Genomic DNA, 19,202 nt, shown 5'->3' with positions numbered 1-19,202 from the left:
GGACATCATCGTAAAACTTCAAAAGGAGATAATAGAAAAGGAAAATATGAATAAAATAAAGCAGAAAAAAATAGTTAGGAATTGGGAATATGAAAAACTAGTAGGAATTGTACAATTAATAAATGCTTTTGAAAAAGGTATTAGAAGTAAACATGATTTAGCTGAATATTTAAATGTAACAGAAAAATTTTTGGAACAAGCTATCCAACATTATAAAGAAAAATACGGTGTACATTATAAAATAGATAATTACATTATTTATTTTGAGCCAACTCTATTTATTGCAAAAATGTTCTAAAAGAATTGATTTTAATGTTGACTCAAAGGAATAAAATACATAAGTAAAAATTTTATCAGGAGCAGTGTCTCCTATATATTTTTTAATTTTATACCAAACAAAAGTTCTATCAAGGAGGTATTTAAATGGCGACAAAAACAAACTTTACTTCTAATGGGAAAAAATATTATAGAATAAACTATGATATTGGTATGAATGCTGATGGGAAAAGAATTAGGAAACAATTTGTTGGTAAAAGCAGAAAAGAAGCTGAAAAAAAGAAGCTAGACTACATAAATAACATGAATGCTGGTTTAAAAGATGCAAAAAATATGTGGCTTGCACAAACATTAAAAAGTTGGTTATTTGAAGTTGTAAAAATGTCTGGTAATATAAAACCAACTACATTTGCAAGATATGAAGGATTATATAGAAATTACATAGAAAATTCTCCTATAGGATGTATGAGTTTAGATAAATTGGAATCAATACAAATACAGAGATATTATAATAAGCTATTTAGACAAGGTAAAAGCAGCAATCAAATTAGCTATGTAAATAAATTTTTAAAACAATTTTTAAATTATGCGGTTGACTGTGGGTATATTTCCAAAAACCCATGTAGTGGCAAAAAGGTTGCTATTCCAAAAGAGAACTCAGATAAAGTATCTGAAAAGCATATCCCTGTATTCAATAATGAATATCTAACCAAAATCGTTAAAGCTGAAAACTCTAAAATTAAATACATTGCTTTATTTTCTTTATCAACGGGAATGAGGCGTGGAGAAATAATTGGCTTAAAAGAAAATGACATTGACTATAAGTTAAAAGAAATTCATATTAGAAGAACTGTAGCAACTACTACAATTTTTGATGATAACAATAAAAGAAGTAAACAAACTATAGTCCAAGAACCTAAAAGCAAAAACTCTAAAAGAACAATTCCACTTCCAGCGTCATTAGTAGAAGTAATCAAAGCTTCAATTAAAATTAAAAAATCAGAGAAACTAAAAGCTGGTAGTAGCTACTGCAAAGACAACTTGGACTACATATTTCTAAGTGGACAAGGTAACTTAATTAATGCTGGAAATTTGGACAAGACATGGGCAAAATTTTTAAGATCCTTAAACATTCCTCACAAAAAATTTCATGCTTTAAGGCATACGTATGCTACTAAGCAATTTGAAAATAATATACCTTTAAAAACTATTTCTATGCTCTTAGGTCACAGCAGCATTGAAATAACTGCCAATATTTATACTCATGTTTTAAAAAAAGAAAAAGAGAAATCAGCAGACATTTTAGCTGATATTAAAACTATGGTGTAAAAATGGTGTAAAATTTAAAAAAAGCACACCTTAAATCAAAAAATAAGAATGGCTTAACCATTGTAGTTAAGCCATTCTTTGATCTTTGGTAGTCCCTAGGAGAATCGAACTCCTGATTTCACCGTGAGAGGGTGACGTCTTAACCGCTTGACCAAGGGACCATATTTAATTTTCGCAATCAACATTTAATATTATATATCCTGCTCAACAATTAGTCAACACTTTTTTTATTTTTTATTCAATATTTATGATTGATTTGTGATAATGTCTTAGTATACCATTTGCAATTATGTCCCAAATAAATAAGTTTATAGTATAATAAAACCTTATGACTAAGAAGTAAAGTAGATAGTCTTCATTATACATACACAACTAAAAACATTAAAGATTAAATTAAAAATTAATTAATATTTTTAGTTGCAACTAGTTCGCAACTAGTTATATAATAGTATATGTTGATCTCATATGTACTGCACCTATCGTGTACATTTAATATAAATGGAGGAACTCATTAATGATAGAAATTAAAGATCTGACATTTTCCTATACAGGCAAATGTCCTTATTTAATAAATAAAGTAAACTTAAATATTCAAGATGGAGACTATGTTTCAATTTTAGGTGAAAACGGAAGCGCTAAAACTACCCTTGTAAAATTGATTTTGGGACTGTTAAATCCTTTAAGCGGCAGTATACACATAGCAGCTGAAAGAATTGGATATGTACCTCAAATAGTAGATAATTTTAATTCTGAATTTCCAATTACAGTTTCAGAACTAATGAGATGTCATAGTAAAGTTTTAAAAATAAAAAATAAAAAATCTGCAAATATATGTCTTGGTTCTGTTGGAATGAGTGATTTTAAAAATAAACTTATAGGGAATCTTTCTGGCGGCCAGCGTCAGAAAATATTCATAGCAAGAGCTCTCATTGGCTACCCTAAACTCCTAATATTTGATGAACCTTCTACTGGAATAGACGTTCCAAGTCAAAAAGAAATATACAGTATAATAAAACATTTAAATAGGCACCAATCCATAACGGTTCTAGCTGTAGAGCACAACTTAAAAGCTGCTCTGGAAAATTCTACCCATATCTGTACCATGAAGGATGGCAATTTAAAAATGTATACTGTTGAAGAATACAAACAAGTACATAATCTATCTGATTTTAATTAAATTTTACTGGAGGAAAATGATGTTACAATACGGTTTTATGCAAAACGCAATTATTGCAGGTATATTTATATCTATACTTTGTCCTGCTGTAGGCATATTTTTAGTCTTAAAAAGATATTCTATGATTGGAGATACCTTATCTCATTCATCCCTCGCTGGAGTTGCAATAGGTCTAGTTTTTGGATTCAATCCAATACTAACTGCTTTTATATTTACTTCCATTGCAGGACTCGTAATAGAGTTTTTACGAGATTATTATAAGAAGTACGCTGAATTAATACTTGTTATAGTCCTTACATTATCCGTTGGTATTGCCATTGTACTTATAAGCACCGGAAAAGCCAATGCAGATGTAAACTCCTTTCTTTTTGGAAGTATACTTACTGTATCTGAAAATGACATTTACACAGTAGTTATATTAAGCATAATTTCTGTTATAACTTTAACTCTTTTACATAATGAATTATTGTATATAACCTTTGATGAAAATGGAGCAAAAGTGTGCAAAATAAAAGTAAAGCTTATAAATTACATATTTGCCCTTTTGGTAGGTGCTACTATTTCTGTTTCTATACGAATTCTTGGGATTCTTGTAATTTCATCCATGATAGCTATGCCCGTGGCTGCAGCCCTTCAACTTCACAAAGGATTTAAAATTACATTTTTATTTTCAATAATATTTGGATTCCTAGATATTATGATTGGATTATTCTTGTCCTATTATATAAATAGTGCCCCTGGTGGTACTATAGCAATTACTTCAGTTGTATTGCTTTTAGTTGTTATTATAGGTAAAAAGTTATTCAATAAATAGCTTTCACTGTTCTCAGATATGTTTAGGTATTTATAAATTTAAATACTTATGCATATCTTAAGCTCATTGATTTACTATTTTTGTAGTATACTTTTCTATATTCTTTCTTATACTTGGCCAGGAACGTTTGCAAAACATTATTTCTACATTATTTCTTCTTGATCTTTCCTTTATTATGTTAGCCATATTATGTCCTATATAGTCTATAAGCACCAATACCAAATCTGTATTTTCGTGAATTTTTATTTTTCTATCACCTTTTTTTCTTCCTGTAACATGGCCAATTTCATTAAATCCCTTTTCTCTCAATTTATCTTCTATATTTCCAAGTCGGTCTCCCCCTACTACTAAAATACTCATGAATTAATTCCTCCTCAGTTTATAATTGATATTAATTCTCATAATCAATTATAAACTGATATCACCATTTTGTAAACCTTATATTGCCACTAAACTAAAAAAACTGCATAGGTCTTCTAACTTAAAAATCAACTTATATGTAGAAATATTTTTACAATAATGAAGCTCTTTTAAATATTTTGTCTATAAGGCTTAGAAAAAAATTTAACAAGCTGAAAGTTGTAAAAAATTGCTCATCAAATAGTTTTAATTGATGAGCTTTGACATGCTATTGTTTTGTAAACTTTATATAGATTCTCTAATTAAAATTTAGACTTATACATAAAATGTAATGACAAAATTGAAAGCAGGTTTTTAATGTGATAATTTTTTCATTATATAATTTAGTAAAATCACCTATCAAGCTAAAAACTCTATATAAGTCTTCTAACTTAAAAATCAACTTATACGTAGAGATATTTTTACAATAATGAAGCTCTTTTAAATATTTTGTCTATAAGGCTTAGAAAAAAATTTTTAAAAAATCTAGAACTTTTGAATTGTTTGAGGTACGAGTTTTCAAAAGTTCTCAGTATTTTTTTAAATTTTTTACTTAGCCTTATCAAAATATTTAACGAGCTGAAGGTTGTAAAAAATATTCGGAGTATAAGTTGATTTTTCGTTTAGAAACTCTATAGGTTAATTTTCTATTCCAACTCTTGCTGGGACACCTTCTGTATAATAATGCTTTATTTCCTTCATTTCTGTAACTAAATCTGCTCTTTCTATTATTCTCTTATCTGCATATCTTCCAGTTAGTATTACTTCAGTCTTTTCCTGTTTTTTATCTAAAATTTGCAAAACTTCATCTACTGTAAATAGCTCATAAAATATAGCTATATTTATTTCATCCAATACTACTACGTCATAATCTCCCTTTGTAACTATTTCTTCAACTTTTTTAAGTCCAGTTTTGGCTGCTTCTATATCAGCTTTATTTGGTTTACCGCATATAAAACAATTTCTTCCAAACTGTTCTAATGTAAAATTAGGTAAATATTCTTTTGCCTTTAACTCGCTGTATTCCATGCCCTTAACAAACTGTCCAAAAAATACTTTTTTGCCAGCACATACAGCTCTAAGAGATAATCCCAGTGCCGCTGTAGTCTTACCTTTGCCGTTTCCAGTATAAACTTGAATATATCCTTTATCCATAACAGATAACCCTCTTCCTTATAATAAGTTATTTTCTTTCAATACCTAAATTCTTTCTCTTACTTTAAGTTTATTAGTATGCATATATTATGTCAATAATTATTGTAAAAAGAATTTTTGCCATCACATAATCATACTAAATACATTCCACTGGCAGTGAAATTTCACTTAAAGCTTTTACTTTATATATCTTTATGTTTTTTAAATTTAATCCTTTTAAGAACTTTTCTTCAAATTTGAACTTTTCTGCATCATCATATATTATTCCTAAAACATTTCCGCTGTGTGCTCCTATTATTCCAAGACCTGAAGTTTTTTCTTTTATGTCCATCACTAGTCTTAAAAAATCATAATAAAGCCTTTTCTGATTTTTCACTATACTTTCAGTTGAAACATAGGCTAGCTTATGTAAATCTTTTTCTTTCACCGCTTCCTTAAGTATTGGAAGTAATTCTTTAACATCACATAAATCAGGTAAATTTTTGTGATTAAATTCAACTGTGTCTACTGTTTTATCTCCTTCAAAAGCAAGTATATTATAAGATAAATAATCTCCTATGGTGAATTTGTAATTACCACTTTTGTAATCAAATAAAGTCATCTTATTAAATACTATACTATCTGTAGGCTCTATATCTATACAGTTTTTCACAAGTTCTGCCTCATTGAATTTTTTATTAAACATATTAATAAGACAATAATAAACTCCACAAAGATCTGCCGTACTACTGGCAAGTCCCTTTCCATATGGAATCTCGGAGTTTATTTCTATATCTAGACTATCAAAATACTTTTCATATCCCCAAGATTTAAGAATATTGTACAAAAAACTAGAAGACTTTTTTAGGTATCTTTTCCTTATGGGATTATTACATTCTATAAGTTTAACTTTAGTATAAATATTTACGGGACAAGACAATAAAAGATCTCTATTTTCTATTTTTCCCTGAAGTATCTCTCCAAAACTTCCAGGATAAATTGTTGAAGTCTCCATAAAATACACCCTTTACAAATTTTTTATTGTCTTTATATATTTCACAAGTTCATTTACATTGTAAAAAACATTAATATTATTATAATTCATTTTTTTTCTTCCAATTATAAAAGCATATATTCCACAATCCAGACAGGCCCTTATTTTTTCATAAGTTCCACCTTCCCTGCCGCTGTCTTTAAGCAGCATGGCTTCAGCTTCATAGTCTTTTATAAAGGCACAATTTAGTTCATAGCTGACAGGTCCCTTTAAGGCAATTATATCCCCTAGGTCTATTTTTCTATCATTACATTCCTTTATAACTTTAACAGAAGGTAAAACTCTATATATTATTCTATTTTTAAGCTTTAGACCCAAAACCTTGTCTAAACTCTTACTACCTGTAGTATTTAATATAGTTCCCTTTATCTCTTTAAGCTTCAATTTAAGTTCATTATAATCCTCTACTTCTACAACTTTATCCTCATTTTTAAATTCTTCTATACAAGAAGGTCTTTCATATCTTATATACTGTATATTTAACTCATTACATGCCTTAATTACATTTTTAGTAACTTCCACTGCATAAGGATGCGAGGCATCCACTAGCACTTTTACACCTTTTTCCCTTAATTCACTTATAAGCTCATGGAGATCGAGGGGTTTGTTGTTCATATAAGCATATTTATATTCTTTAAGAAGCTCTCCACCATATTCCGTTGCTGTAGATACAAATATATCAGAAGTAAATTCATTTAGTAAAGAAAGTATTTTTCTACCTTCAGAAGTTCCAAGAATTAATCCTATCATATGAAAATCTCCTTACATTCTAACTTTCATCTTTTCATCCATAAGAGGATTGCCTTCTATACAATCTCTAATGTGCTGCACATATATCTCCTGAAAAGCCTTGTTTTCTCCAAGTCCATGAAGATATGTATTTATCTCAAATCCTTTAGATTTAAGTATTTGCTTCCAGGAATCATTGTCTTCACCTGCCATGTCATTTGTGGCATGATCTCCTGCTACTAACATAAAAGGCATTAATGTTACTTTCTCAATATTATTTTTTTTCAACTTAGGTATTACATTATCAATTGCAGGATACCCTTCTACAGTAGCTACAAAAGTATTTCTTATCTTCAAATCATCTAATACATATTGGAAAAGAGCATAGCTAGAATTACTTGGATGGGAAGAGCCATGTCCCATTAACACTACAGCTTCATTTTGGCTAAGAGGTGGAAGCTGTTTTTTTAATGCCCTGGCAGCTATTATATAATCACTTTGTCTATAAAGTACAGGGCGTCCTAGAACCAGTTTACTAAAGGACCCTTGATATTCATTTACGCAGCGAACTACCTTGTCATATTCATCTCCTGGCATTATATGCAGCGGCTGAACATAAACTTCTCTAAAGCCTTCCTCCCTCATTTTATCCAGGGCTTCGGGCACTGTATCTATATAAATTTCCTTTTGATTTTTTAATTTCTTGATTATTATTCCGGAGGTAAAAGCTCTTCTAACTGCATATTCCTTAAATTCATTTCTAATTTCATTTTCCGTGTCTTCAATACAGTTTTTAAGTGTTCCCAATATGCTTGTACCAAAACTTACCACAAGTATTCCTCTTTTTGCTTCCTTCAAATCTTATCACCTCTTTTAAAAATAGTCTTTAATTCTACTCTGGAATTTTGTAACCACGGGGAGTTATAAATACTCCATCTTTTATATAACTGTTACTGTTTCCTATTATAACTACAGACATCATGTCAACTACGCTGTCATCAAAAGAATCAAGTGTAAAAAGCTTATGCTCCTGACCTTCTCTAAGTGCATTTTTAACTACGGCTATAGGGGTATTGCCTTTCCTGTATTTTTTCACAATATCAATACATTCCTTTAAATAATGGGGCCTACCCTTACTTTTAGGATTATAAAGTGACATTACAAAATCTCCAGAAGCTGCAAGTTCAATTCTCTTCTTTATAAGCTCATAAGGAGTCATAAGGTCGCTTAAACTTATGTTACAGTTATCATGCATAAGAGGTGCTCCAACTATAGAAGCTGCTGCAGAGGAAGCTGTAAGTCCTGGAATTACTTCTACGTCTTCATCTTTTCTCATTTCCAAGATAAGCCCTGCCATACCATATATTCCTGGGTCACCTGTACTCACTATGGAAACTATGTGGTCTTTTGAAAGTTCAAGTGCTTTTTTGCATCTCTCCACTTCAGCTCTCATGCCTGTTGAAATTACCTCTTTATTTTTAATTATGTCTTTTATCATCTCTATATACTTAGTATATCCTACAATTATTTCACTATTTTCTATTACCTTTACAGCACGTAAAGTCATATTTTCATATCCACCTGGTCCAATTCCTACTACATAAAGTTTACCCATTTTACACACATCCTTTATTTAATGCACAATGCACAATTTTTGATTCACAGTTTTTTATGTATTTCACCTATACACAAGGTCATTCCATTTGCCTTTATTTTATCCGTAATTAAGGATGCTCCCGTAAGTTCTGTGCAAGGCTCACACACTGCCCTTACGCCTATTGTTTTTTCAACAAAGTCACTGCCTTTATAGTTGTGATGTACCTTTCTTATATCTTCTATAGAATATATTTTTAAATCACATTTGAAATATTCTGCAAGTTTTAATATGGCCTCTTCCTTTGCCTTAATTTCCACAGTAGAAATATACCTTACAGCCCTTTCATCTATATTGTAATCTAAAAGCAGCTTTTTAACTGTTTCTGTCATCTGCCAGGAATCAAAATTTTTCCTGCAGCCAACTCCCAGCACAATATTTTTTCTTATGAGTTTTAGTGTTTTTATATTCTTGAATTTTTCCTCATCAAAGGCTTTACACTTATTTGTAACGTACAAAAGTCCCTGTATATTATCTAACTTGCTGCTGTAACCTTTAGGAACATCCAGTAATTTATCCTCATCTATAAATCCTACTTTTTTACCGTCCACCAAAAGGGCAGCTATGTATTTAGCATCTTTTAAATCATTTATAATGAGTCCATTTTCTTTTGCAAAGACATCCGGTGCTTTTACCCCAATATTGTCCGTAGCCGTAGTTATTACAGGAACAGCTTTAAGGATACTTGCCAATTTGCAGGTAAGCTCATTTGCTCCACCTAAATGACCACTTAAAAGACTGATTACGAATTTACAGGAACTGTCTATGACAACTACTGCAGGATCTTTATCTTTTGATTTTATAAAGCTTGCTATGGCTCTTACAGCTATACCTGTAGAACTTATAAATACAACTGCCTTGTAATTTGACATGGCAGTTTCTGCTGCAGCTTTAAGTTTAAAACCTTCCATATTATTTTTAGAATAAAGATCTATAGGAAAATGCTTTTTTATCTTATCACTTATTTTATCTCCTGCAGTTGTAACGCTAATTACCGCTATTTTCATTTTTTGCCTTTCTAAACATATGGGTAAAATTTTCATCGTACAAAAGGCTCTTATCATATTTACAATTGATAAAATCTCCTACAAGTATCTGCGCTGTTTTTGTTATATTTTCCTTCTTTACTTTTTCTACAATATCATCCAAAGTTCCTATAACACACTTTTCATCTTCCCAGGTAGCTTTTTGAATAACTGCTATAGGCACATTTCTACCATAGCCTTTCTTTAATTTTTCCACTACCTTGTCTATCATGCTTACAGACAAAAACAGTGCCATGGAAGCTCCTACAGAAGCTAATCTTTCCAAATTTTCTTTCTCTGGTACGGGAGTTCTTCCCTCTACTCTTGTGAGAATTATAGTTTGACTTATACTTGGCAGGGTAAATTCTCTATTTATAGCAGCTGCTGCAGCCGTAAAGGAACTTACTCCTGGAACAACTTCATAATCTATTCCAAGCTTGTCTAGTTCATCCATCTGCTCTCTTATAGCCCCATATATGGTTGGATCTCCTGTATGCAGTCTAACTATTTTCTTTCCTTCCCCATGATATTTTTTTATAACATCGATAACTTCATTTAAGGTCATAGAAGCAGAATTATATATTTTTACTCCAACTCTACAGTATTCCAAATGATCTTTGCTTACAAGTGAACCAGCATATATAACTACATCTGCAGTTTTTAATATATCTCTTCCCTTAACTGTTATTAAATCAGCATTTCCCGGTCCTGCTCCTATAAAGTAAACTTTATTTGTCATGTTCTTCCTCCTTTAATCTCTTTGGGCTATTATAAGAGACATATAATCTCTGCTTTTTAGTATATCTTCTCTATTTTTAAGTACTTCCTGTCCTTCTCTATAAGCTCTCTTTACACATACGTACTTGAATCCTTTTTTTTCTAATACATTTAATACATTTTCTTCTTTTTTGTATACTTTCATTATTACTACAAACTTCTCATCTGTTATCTTATCTACCTGAGATGCAGGAAGAATCAAAACCCTCTCATCCCCTATAACAATGCTCTGTCCTGCTAGACTTGCAGCAGCACAAAAAGATGTTATTCCAGGTACAGTTTCTGTCTTATATCCCTTGTTTTTAATGTGATCTAAAAGATATATATAGGTGCTGTATACAAAAGGGTCACCTATAGTCAAAAACGCCACATTTTTACCTTCATTTAATCTTTCCTCTATAGTCTTAAAAGCTTCAAATATCTTTCCTTCCTGCTCTTTTCCACCCATTGGAAAGTGTTTTATTATAACTTCTTTACTTTCATCTACAAAATTTTTAGCTGTATCAAAAGCTATGCTTCTATCTCCATCTTTTGCTGAAGGTGCAACTATTACCTCACACTTTTTTATTACATTTACAGCTTTTAGCGTCAGTAATTCTTCATCTCCAGGTCCAACTCCTATACCATAGAGAGTACCCATCTTTAAGGTATTTTCTTCCATAAGTTTTCACATCCTCACTACATAATAAAATCAACTTAGTTTCTCTGCACTTACTATAAATATACTGTTATTAGAAGTCATCATATAGCTATTTGCCCTGGTCTTGTTTATTGATACTTGTATACATTCTACTTCACATTTCATACCTTTTAGAGTATCAAGGGCTTTATACAAATTATTTAAAGTTATAAAATTAAGCACCATTTTTCCATGTTCTTTTAGCTTTGCACCATATCTTTTTATTATTTCCTCTATATTTCCTCCGCTGCCACCTATAAATACAGCATCAAAATAAGGCTTTATGCTTTCCTCTACCTCAAGTGCTTCTCCTCTTACAACTGTTAAATTGTTTACATTGAATTTTTCTATATTTTTTTCAATTACAGAAAGTGCTTCTTCATTTTTTTCAACCGCAACTACCTGTCCCTTAGAGCATATCTTAGCCATCTGTACACTTACAGAACCTGTTCCAGCACCTACATCCAGCACTCTAAAATCTGGTTCAATTCCAAGTTTTGCAATACTAAGTATTCTAATTTCCTCTTTTGTCATGGGACAGTTTCCTCTTATAAATTCATCATCTTTTATATATCTCATAAAAATTTCTCCCACTTTTATAGAGTTTTGTTTTCAATTACAACTACACAAAGACCTCCAAAGTCTTTATTTTTTAGCTGTGCAGCACTTCCTGAAGTGATTTTCTCATCCTCATAAGAAAGATTTTCTCCTACATGCACTACTGCATGTACAGCATTTTCTTCTAGAATGCTGCACAAATAATCTGGTGAATGCTTTTTATCCGTAAACCATATAGAAATATAATTTTCCTTTACTATGCCTAAAAAATCTTCCTCTCTGCCGTGGAGACTTCCTAAAAAAGCTCCCTGCCAGCTAAGTTTTACTTTTGCCATCATATATTGAAAAGAGCTTATACCTGGAATAACTTCTATGTCACCGTCATAATTCTTTTTTAAATACTCTGTTATACCATAGTAAAGTGGATCTCCAGAAGCTGTAACAGATACACTTTCATATTTCCCAGACTGCAAAATATCAAGTATATCCTTTAACTTTTTTACCTTTATCTTATTACCATCTATAAAATTCAAACTATCTACTGCTCTTTCAAAACCCAATATAGCCTGTGACTGTTTCATTACAGCTACCGCCTTTGGAAGTATGTAATCTTTATTTCCAGGTCCTATGCCTACTATAAAAACCTTTGTATTCATAACCACACCTACTATTAAAATTTTACTTAGAAAGACTACTGTAGAGCACCCCTCTTTTCATTGAATACATTATAACATCTGCTTCGATTGAATTATAGGTGTACTGTTCTATTCTATTTTTTACCTTAATACCTATATTTTCATAAAGCTTGTCATATCCATCTCCTAGAATTTCTACAGCTCCTTCTGTAGTTTTTTCATTATACACTTTTTCTACAAGTTGCAAGTTTTCTCCCATTAAAGCAAGCTCCAGTGCCATGGTCTCAAGTCTTACATCTGATACCCTGCTGTGGGTGTTAAAGCATCCTGAAGCAATTTTACTCATCTTACCTATATGTCCAACTACAAGGACTTTCTTTATATTTTTGTTCATGCAGCATCCCAGTGCAAAGCCAACATAGTTAGACATTATAACCATCTTGTTTTTGTCCAGCTTCAAACTAGCTGCCATATTTTCTCCCATATTTCCAAAGAGAAGTATAAGCTCTTCGCACCCTTTTGCTACTTTTTGATTTATCTCAAGTTCCACAGACTGTGTAAGTGCTTCCTCAGACATAGGCATTACAATTCCACTTGTCCCAAGTATAGAAATTCCTCCTACTATGTTGAGCCTTGGGTTAAATGTCTTCTTTGCTATTTTTTCACCTTCAGGCACAAATATAGTTATTTCTACACCTGAGTTTTCAGGAAGCACTTCTTTTACTTCTTTTTCAATCATCTTTCTAGGTACAGGATTTATAGCAGCTTCACCTTTTTTCACATATAGTCCTTCACCTTTAACTATTCCAACTCCTATGCCGCCCTTTAATCTATAACCCTTAGATACTTTCTTTGCTCTTGCCCATATCTCTATGCCGTTTGTTATGTCTATGTCGTCTCCACCATCTTTTAAAACACAGCATTCTACAAAATCTTTTCCATGCTTTACTTTTTCAATAGGTATCACAAGTTCAATACCTTTTGGAGTATCTATTTTCACTTCTTTTAAGTCACCTTTAAAATACAGCATAGTGCAAGCTGCTTTTGCAGCCGCTGCCGCACAAGAACCTGTAGTATATCCACATCTAAGTCTTTTTCCATCACAATTTACATACATGTCAAGCACAATATCACCACCTAAAAGTGCCAAATTATCTAGTTATCATATACATAAGTGCATTTACTATAGCAGCTGCTATGTTGCTGCCGCCTTTTCTTCCCCTTATAGTTATCATAGGTACATCAAGTTTTTCTATTTCCTCTTTAGAATCTGCAGCTCCTACAAATCCTACTGGTGCTCCTACTATAAATTTAGGTTTTGCCTTTCCAGCTAAAGTAAGCTCCTTTAATTTATAAAGTGCTGTAGGGGCATTCCCAAATACGAAAAACTCCACACCTTCTTCTACAGCTTTTTCTACGGCTGCCATAGAACGGGTTATACCTTTTTCTTCAGCAATATCTGCTATTTCGCTTCTGCTCACAAAACATTCTACTTTACAATTGAGCTTTGCAAGTACCTTTTTATTTATTCCTGCTGCAGCCATATTTGTATCTGTATATATGGTTACACCTTTTTTTAAAAGTTCCAGGGCACTATCTACAGCTCCTTCTCTTATATAGAGTATATCTTTATATTGAAAATCTCCTGTAGTATGTATTACTCTTTTTACTATAGAAAGTTCTCTTTCAGGAAAATTACATTCTCCCATTTCTTCTCCTATTATTTCAAAACTTCTTTTCTCTATTCCCATAGGTGATTTTATATAATCCATAATAATCTATTCTCCATTTCCTTATATGAAGTTAAAAACTAGTTTTTTCTTAAATCTATAAATTTATCAGAATTTTTTACATCAGCTTCTTCAAAAGTTGCCATATTGTCCATAGTATAAAGTGCAGCCTCTATTACTGAAAATTCTAAAGGACAGCCTGAACCTTCTCCAAGTCTCATATCTAAATTCAACATAGGCTTTAATCCCAGTTCCCTCATCACATAACTTATAGCTGGTTCTGCAGAAAGATGGGAAGGAAATAAGTAATCTCCTACCTTTTTGTTTAATTTAAATGCACATAGCGCAGCTACAGAAGATATAAATCCATCAATTACAATAGGTACTCTATTTTTTGCAGCTCCTAAAAAGCACCCACACATTCCTGCTATATCAAATCCACCTACTTTTGACATAACATCAATAGCATCTTCTGGATCTGGTTTATTCACATCAATAGCAGTTTGTACAGCTTTCTTTTTGCTTTTAAGTTGTTCATCTGTAATTCCAGAGCCTTTTCCAACTGTAAGGTCTACTGGCAAACCTGTAATTGCACTTAAAATTGCAGAACTAGTAGCAGTATTACCTACACCCATTTCGCCTGTTCCAAAAAGGTTATATCCTTTTGTTACAAGATCATCCACCGACTCTATACCTGCTTCAATTGCCTTTATGCATTCTTCTCTAGTCATAGCCGGTCCTTTAGCCATATTTTTAGTACCGTAGGCCACTTTTTTATTTATTATTTTAGGATCGTCAAAGTCATAATCTACTCCTACATCAACCACAGTTATATCAGACTTTGCAAAGTCCGAAAGTACACAAACCCCCGTTACCCCTCTTGCAAAATTCTTAGTTACCGTTACTGTAAGATCCTTTGGACAATTACTTACACCTTCTTCTACTACTCCATTGTCAGAACACATAATGACTATATTTTTTTTATTTATTTTATTGTGTATTTTTCCTGTAATTCCTGCCATCTTGGCAGCTATTTCTTCAAGTTTTCCAAGGCTTCCTATAGGTTTTGTCAATTTATCTATTCTTTCCCATGCCTTTTTTACAGCCTCTTCATCTTTTCCCTCTATGCACTTTAAAGTTTCCTCAAATAAACCCATAATACATACCCTCCAAATTTACTTTTAAAATTATTAAATTGACCCTTTACTATATAAGACACTAAAAATACAAAAATAGTAACACTTTTTTTAAAAAATTTTTTTTATTTTTTTGATGCCCCTGAAATTTTTTGTAACACATCTAAGTTTCCAAAGAAGTGAATGTGGGCATAAGCCCCTAAAGTATTATTTTTAACATAGCCGCAGTTCCACTTTTTTATTTTTCCATCGTAAGTATCTTTAGTTACATTATAAATTTTTTCTTCTTCTGAATCGATATAGGATTTGTGAAATTCATGACAATTTACTTTAAGTCCTAAAGGTAAAATGTTATTTTTCCTAGCTACTTCTATCTTGGCATATCCAAAGTTTTGCAATCTTGAAGTCATGTGAGCCTTTCCTTTAAAAAATCCAACTGTGTCAAAGACAGCACTTTTATCTACATTTTCCATGCCCTCTGTCAAATACATAAGTCCACCGCATTCGGCATAGCACCTAAGTCCTGATTTTAATTCTGTTTTTATACTTTCCATTATAGATCTATTACTGCTGAGCTCCTCTATAAAAACTTCAGGATATCCACCTCCTATGTACAAAAAGTCTATATTAGAAGGTAATTTTTTATCCTCAAGGGGACTAAAAAATATAGTTTCACCTAGCTCCTCTAAAAGTTCTATATTTTCTTTGTAATAAAAGCTGAAGGCTTTATCGTAAGCTACTGCCGTTCTTATTTTCTTATTTTCAATATGATAGTCATCCTTAAAGTTCCTGTTTTCCTTAAAACATTCCAGCAGCATTTCAACATCCACATTTTTTAAAATGAGTTCGCTGCATAGGTCTATTTTTTCATTCAAGTCACCTACTTCACTGCTTTGGACAAGTCCTAAATGTCTGCTCTTAAGGGAAAGCCTTTCATCCTTTGGAATGTAGCCAAATACTTTTATATTGCAATTTTTTTCTACAGCAGCTTTCAAAAGTTTATAGTAACTATCTCCTATATTATTAAATATCACTCCTGCTATATTTAAATTTTCAAAGTTCACTATTCCATTTATTTCAGCACATAAGGTAGTACTTTGAGATTTAGGGCTCATAACAAGTATCACAGGTAAATCCAGTACCTCAGCTATATTAGCTGTAGAATACTTGCTGTCTATTCCCTTGCCGTCATATAACCCCATAACACCTTCAATTATTCCCAGGTCTCCTTTTCCCCTGCTGAAAGAGGCCTTCACACCTTCTTCTCCCATAAGATATAAATCCAAATTTCTAGAACTAGTCCCAGTTATACTTCTGTGAAATGCAGGATCTATATAATCCGGTCCTACTTTGTAACCTTGAACTTTGTAGCCTTTTTTCATAAGTGCTTTCATAAGTCCAATAGTTACTGTAGTCTTTCCGCCTCCACTGCTGTTTGATGATACAATAATACTTTTCAATACCCATCACCCTATTTCATTTTTTACTTAGGGATTTTCAAAGAAATAACCAGTCAGTATGCTAGCCTATTTTTTATCATACTGCGTCAGTAGAACCCTTAGATAGGATTCACTATCTGCGGAACCTACCTCCTTGTCTGATAAAAAATATCCGTCGCATCTTTGACTTGTTAGTTTTTTTCAAATCCCTTAAAATCTTCTTTAACCCACCTGCATATGTCAAGAGCATAATAAGTAATTATCATTCCTGCTCCTGCCCTCTTTATGCAAGTTAGCATTTCCTTTACTATGGCTTTTTCGTCTATAAGACCAGCTTTAGCTGCTGCTTTAACCATGGCAAATTCTCCACTTACATTATAAGCAGCTACTGGCAAGTCAAATTTATCCCTGGCAAGTCTCACTACATCTAGATAAGGAAGGGCCGGTTTTACCATTATTATGTCTGCTCCCTCTTTTATATCATCTTCTATTTCCAGCATAGCTTCTCTTACATTAGCTGGATCCATCTGATAACCCTTTCTGTCACCAAATTTAGGTGCTGAATCCGCTGCGTCCCTAAAAGGTCCATAAAATGCAGAACAGTATTTAGCACTATAGGCCATTATAGCTACATTTTTAAATCCATTTTCATCTAATATGTTTCTAATGGCCTCAACTCTTCCATCCATCATATCAGATGGTGCTACCATATCTGCTCCAGCTTGTGCATGAGAAAGTGCTATTTTAGCTATATATTTAAGTGTTTCATCATTGTCTACTTCATGTCCATTGAGTATTCCACAGTGGCCGTGGCTTGTATACTCACACATACATACATCTGTAATTACATAAAGTTCTGGATCTAATTCTTTCAGTTTTCTAACTGCCTTTTGAATTATTCCATTTTCCTCAAAAGCTGAAGTTGCCACCTCATCTTTATGATCTGGAATTCCAAATAAAATTACACTCTTTACTCCTGCATCTTTAATTTCTTTTACAGCTTCAGGAAGCCTGTCAATAGAATAGTGGTAATTATTATCCAGTGAAGATATTTCTTCTTTAATATTTTCTCCTTCTACCACAAATAATGGATAAATAAAATCGCTTGGATTGAGTACAGTTTCCCTAACCATATCTCTTATAATTGGATTCTTTCTAAGTCTTCTGTGTCTTCTAAACATGTTTTTTTACTTCCCTTCTAATAGTCTTTTTATAATTCCGTCTGTAGTATATTCTTCAGACATTTCATAATCTATATCATGCTTTTTCAGCTCTTTACCTGTTATAGGTCCTATAGAAATTACCTGCTTTTCCTTTATAGCAGAAAGCCCTACAAGTTCTATCATATTCCTAACTGTAGTTGGACTTGTAAAAATAACAGTATCTACATCATTGAAACAATTTTTATCAGTTAGGCTGCCAGCTATTGTCTCATAAGTATAACATTCATCTACTATGCAGCCTTCTTCTCTCAAGGCTTCTGCCAAATAAGGTCTTGCATTTTTAGATCTTGGAATAAATACCTTGTCTCCTTTTTTTATGAAACCTTTCATTTTATCGTGGAGACTTTCAGCTACAAACTTTTCTGCTACTATCTCAGGTATAATTCCCTTATTTTTTATAGCTCTTTCTGTAGCAGGACCTATAGCTGCAAATTTTCCTTTTATATTTCTGATATCATAATTTTCAGTTAGAAGTCTTTCAAAAAAGCTGTTCACTCCATTTACACTGGTGAAAATAATATAATCATACTCCGGCAATTTATCTAAATACTCTTTGATATTTTCTAAAGTATATTTTATTTCTATAGAATGTATCTCAGTGACCTGAGCTCCTAAATCAAGAAGTTTTTCTCTCATTTCACGAGACTGGGCCTTTGACCTTGTGATACATACATTTTTTCCAAAGAGAGGTTTTTTCTCATACCAATCAAGCTGCTCATTGAATTTTATAACATCTCCTATAACTATTATGCAGGGAGAAGTTAGTCCTGCCTCTTCAGCTTTTTCTTTTATGTCTTTTATTTTTCCTACAACTTTTTTCTGCTTTGAAGTAGTTCCTCTCATAACTACTGCACAAGGAGTATTTTCATCCATACCATTTTCCTTAAGCTTGCTGCATATTACTTCCAAGTTTCTAAATCCCATTAGGAAAATCAGTGTTCCTCCTATTTTAGCTGCAGCTTCCCAATTTATATTCAGCTTTTCAGCAGTCTTTCCTGTAAAGATATGAAAACTTCGAGCTACCTTTCTATGAGTTACAGGTATTCCTGCATAATTTAAGGCTGATATTGGAGAAGTGATTCCCGGTATGACCTCAAACTCTATATTTTCTTTTAAAAGAGCTAGAGCTTCTTCCCCTCCTCTTCCAAATACATAGGGATCTCCGCCTTTAATTCTTCCTACTACATGTCCCTTTTTAGCAAGTTCAACTAACATGTTATTTATTTCATCCTGGTTTTTATAATGGCATCCTGGTTCCTTACCACAGTAATATATTTCACAGTCCTCATTTACATATTTTAAAATTCCAGGTCCTGCCAATCTGTCATACATAACTGCAGTACATTCACTTAGTTTTCTCACTGCTTTTAAAGTTATAAGTTCCTCATCTCCAGGGCCTGCACCAATTAGATAGACTTTACCCATAGTATCCTC

21 protein-coding genes and 1 tRNA gene are annotated in these 19,202 nt (G+C 32.2%); 4 read left to right on the top strand and 18 right to left on the bottom strand.

Annotated features, from left to right (window positions below):
* The first annotated feature begins 46 nt into the window (after positions 1–46).
* Both WY13_RS03800 and WY13_RS03795 read left to right on the top strand, forming a co-directional pair.
* On the top strand, positions 47–298 hold the full coding sequence (locus WY13_RS03800) for a hypothetical protein (RefSeq protein WP_063554380.1): 252 nt from the start codon (positions 47–49) through the stop codon (positions 296–298).
* 125 nt (positions 299–423) lie between these two features.
* Complete coding sequence (locus WY13_RS03795; RefSeq protein ID WP_063554379.1) at positions 424–1,605, top strand: tyrosine-type recombinase/integrase; 1,182 nt, start codon at positions 424–426, stop codon at positions 1,603–1,605.
* An 86-nt stretch (positions 1,606–1,691) separates the two neighbouring features.
* Here the strand turns inward: WY13_RS03795 and WY13_RS03790 are convergent.
* Positions 1,692–1,766, bottom strand: a tRNA-Glu gene (locus WY13_RS03790).
* Positions 1,767–2,119: 353 nt separating this feature from the next.
* On the opposite strand from WY13_RS03790, the gene WY13_RS03785 reads away from it, so the two are divergent.
* Together WY13_RS03785 and WY13_RS03780 are read left to right on the top strand one after the other, a co-directional pair.
* Positions 2,120–2,782: a metal ABC transporter ATP-binding protein gene (locus WY13_RS03785; protein ID WP_063554378.1), complete on the top strand. Its 663-nt coding sequence runs from the start codon at positions 2,120–2,122 to the stop codon at positions 2,780–2,782.
* A gap of 19 nt (positions 2,783–2,801) precedes the next feature.
* Positions 2,802–3,596: a metal ABC transporter permease gene (locus WY13_RS03780; protein WP_023162132.1), complete on the top strand. Its 795-nt coding sequence runs from the start codon at positions 2,802–2,804 to the stop codon at positions 3,594–3,596.
* Between the two features lie 63 nt (positions 3,597–3,659).
* Here WY13_RS03780 and WY13_RS03775 read toward each other — a convergent pair whose 3' ends face one another.
* From WY13_RS03775 to cobA, 17 genes are all read right to left on the bottom strand, one after another.
* Complete coding sequence (locus WY13_RS03775) at positions 3,660–3,956, bottom strand: DUF2325 domain-containing protein (RefSeq protein ID WP_063554377.1); 297 nt, start codon at positions 3,954–3,956, stop codon at positions 3,660–3,662.
* 678 nt (positions 3,957–4,634) lie between these two features.
* Positions 4,635–5,150 (bottom strand): cob(I)yrinic acid a,c-diamide adenosyltransferase, encoded by a 516-nt coding sequence (cobO, locus tag WY13_RS03770; protein WP_063554376.1) that lies wholly within the window; start codon positions 5,148–5,150, stop codon positions 4,635–4,637.
* Between the two features lie 136 nt (positions 5,151–5,286).
* Positions 5,287–6,144 carry a kinase gene (locus WY13_RS03765; RefSeq protein WP_063554375.1) on the bottom strand — a complete coding sequence of 286 codons (858 nt, stop codon included), beginning with the start codon at positions 6,142–6,144 and terminating at the stop codon, positions 5,287–5,289.
* Positions 6,145–6,156: 12 nt separating this feature from the next.
* Positions 6,157–6,933 (bottom strand): cobalt-precorrin-6A reductase, encoded by a 777-nt coding sequence (locus tag WY13_RS03760; RefSeq protein ID WP_063554374.1) that lies wholly within the window; start codon positions 6,931–6,933, stop codon positions 6,157–6,159.
* A gap of 12 nt (positions 6,934–6,945) precedes the next feature.
* Complete coding sequence (locus WY13_RS03755; RefSeq protein WP_063554373.1) at positions 6,946–7,770, bottom strand: sirohydrochlorin cobaltochelatase; 825 nt, start codon at positions 7,768–7,770, stop codon at positions 6,946–6,948.
* Between the two features lie 34 nt (positions 7,771–7,804).
* The gene (cobJ, locus tag WY13_RS03750; RefSeq protein WP_063554372.1) at positions 7,805–8,527 is read right to left on the bottom strand and encodes a precorrin-3B C(17)-methyltransferase; all 723 of its coding nucleotides are present in this window, start codon (positions 8,525–8,527) and stop codon (positions 7,805–7,807) included.
* A gap of 44 nt (positions 8,528–8,571) precedes the next feature.
* On the bottom strand, positions 8,572–9,573 hold the full coding sequence (gene cbiG / locus WY13_RS03745; protein WP_063554371.1) for a cobalt-precorrin 5A hydrolase: 1,002 nt from the start codon (positions 9,571–9,573) through the stop codon (positions 8,572–8,574).
* Entirely contained in the window at positions 9,554–10,330 is a 777-nt protein-coding gene (gene cobM / locus WY13_RS03740) for a precorrin-4 C(11)-methyltransferase (protein ID WP_023162139.1), read from the bottom strand. The genes cbiG and cobM overlap by 20 nt, the downstream gene beginning before the upstream one ends.
* A gap of 12 nt (positions 10,331–10,342) precedes the next feature.
* The gene (locus tag WY13_RS03735) at positions 10,343–11,008 is read right to left on the bottom strand and encodes a cobalt-factor II C(20)-methyltransferase (RefSeq protein WP_063554454.1); all 666 of its coding nucleotides are present in this window, start codon (positions 11,006–11,008) and stop codon (positions 10,343–10,345) included.
* A gap of 51 nt (positions 11,009–11,059) precedes the next feature.
* Positions 11,060–11,626 carry a precorrin-6Y C5,15-methyltransferase (decarboxylating) subunit CbiT gene (gene cbiT / locus WY13_RS03730; protein WP_063554370.1) on the bottom strand — a complete coding sequence of 189 codons (567 nt, stop codon included), beginning with the start codon at positions 11,624–11,626 and terminating at the stop codon, positions 11,060–11,062.
* A 17-nt stretch (positions 11,627–11,643) separates the two neighbouring features.
* Positions 11,644–12,261 carry a precorrin-6y C5,15-methyltransferase (decarboxylating) subunit CbiE gene (gene cbiE / locus WY13_RS03725; protein WP_063554369.1) on the bottom strand — a complete coding sequence of 206 codons (618 nt, stop codon included), beginning with the start codon at positions 12,259–12,261 and terminating at the stop codon, positions 11,644–11,646.
* 22 nt (positions 12,262–12,283) lie between these two features.
* Positions 12,284–13,366, bottom strand: a complete 1,083-nt coding sequence (gene cbiD, locus WY13_RS03720) for a cobalt-precorrin-5B (C(1))-methyltransferase CbiD (RefSeq protein WP_063554368.1) — start codon at positions 13,364–13,366, stop codon at positions 12,284–12,286.
* A gap of 25 nt (positions 13,367–13,391) precedes the next feature.
* Positions 13,392–14,012 (bottom strand): precorrin-8X methylmutase, encoded by a 621-nt coding sequence (locus tag WY13_RS03715; protein WP_063554367.1) that lies wholly within the window; start codon positions 14,010–14,012, stop codon positions 13,392–13,394.
* A gap of 38 nt (positions 14,013–14,050) precedes the next feature.
* Entirely contained in the window at positions 14,051–15,127 is a 1,077-nt protein-coding gene (gene cobT / locus WY13_RS03710) for a nicotinate-nucleotide--dimethylbenzimidazole phosphoribosyltransferase (protein ID WP_063554366.1), read from the bottom strand.
* A 104-nt stretch (positions 15,128–15,231) separates the two neighbouring features.
* A complete protein-coding gene (locus WY13_RS03705; RefSeq protein ID WP_063554365.1) occupies positions 15,232–16,566 on the bottom strand; it encodes a cobyrinate a,c-diamide synthase in 1,335 nt (444 codons plus the stop codon).
* A gap of 170 nt (positions 16,567–16,736) precedes the next feature.
* Positions 16,737–17,726, bottom strand: coding sequence for a porphobilinogen synthase (gene hemB / locus WY13_RS03700; RefSeq protein ID WP_063554364.1), 990 nt, complete (start codon positions 17,724–17,726; stop codon positions 16,737–16,739).
* Positions 17,727–17,732: 6 nt separating this feature from the next.
* Positions 17,733–19,193, bottom strand: coding sequence for a uroporphyrinogen-III C-methyltransferase (gene cobA / locus WY13_RS03695; protein ID WP_063554363.1), 1,461 nt, complete (start codon positions 19,191–19,193; stop codon positions 17,733–17,735).
* Positions 19,194–19,202 lie beyond the last annotated feature (9 nt).

The sequence above is a fragment of the Clostridium ljungdahlii genome, assembly GCF_001636845.1.
Classification (GTDB): domain Bacteria; phylum Bacillota; class Clostridia; order Clostridiales; family Clostridiaceae; genus Clostridium_B; species Clostridium_B ljungdahlii_A.
This window is presented reverse-complemented; position numbering and strand designations above follow the sequence as displayed.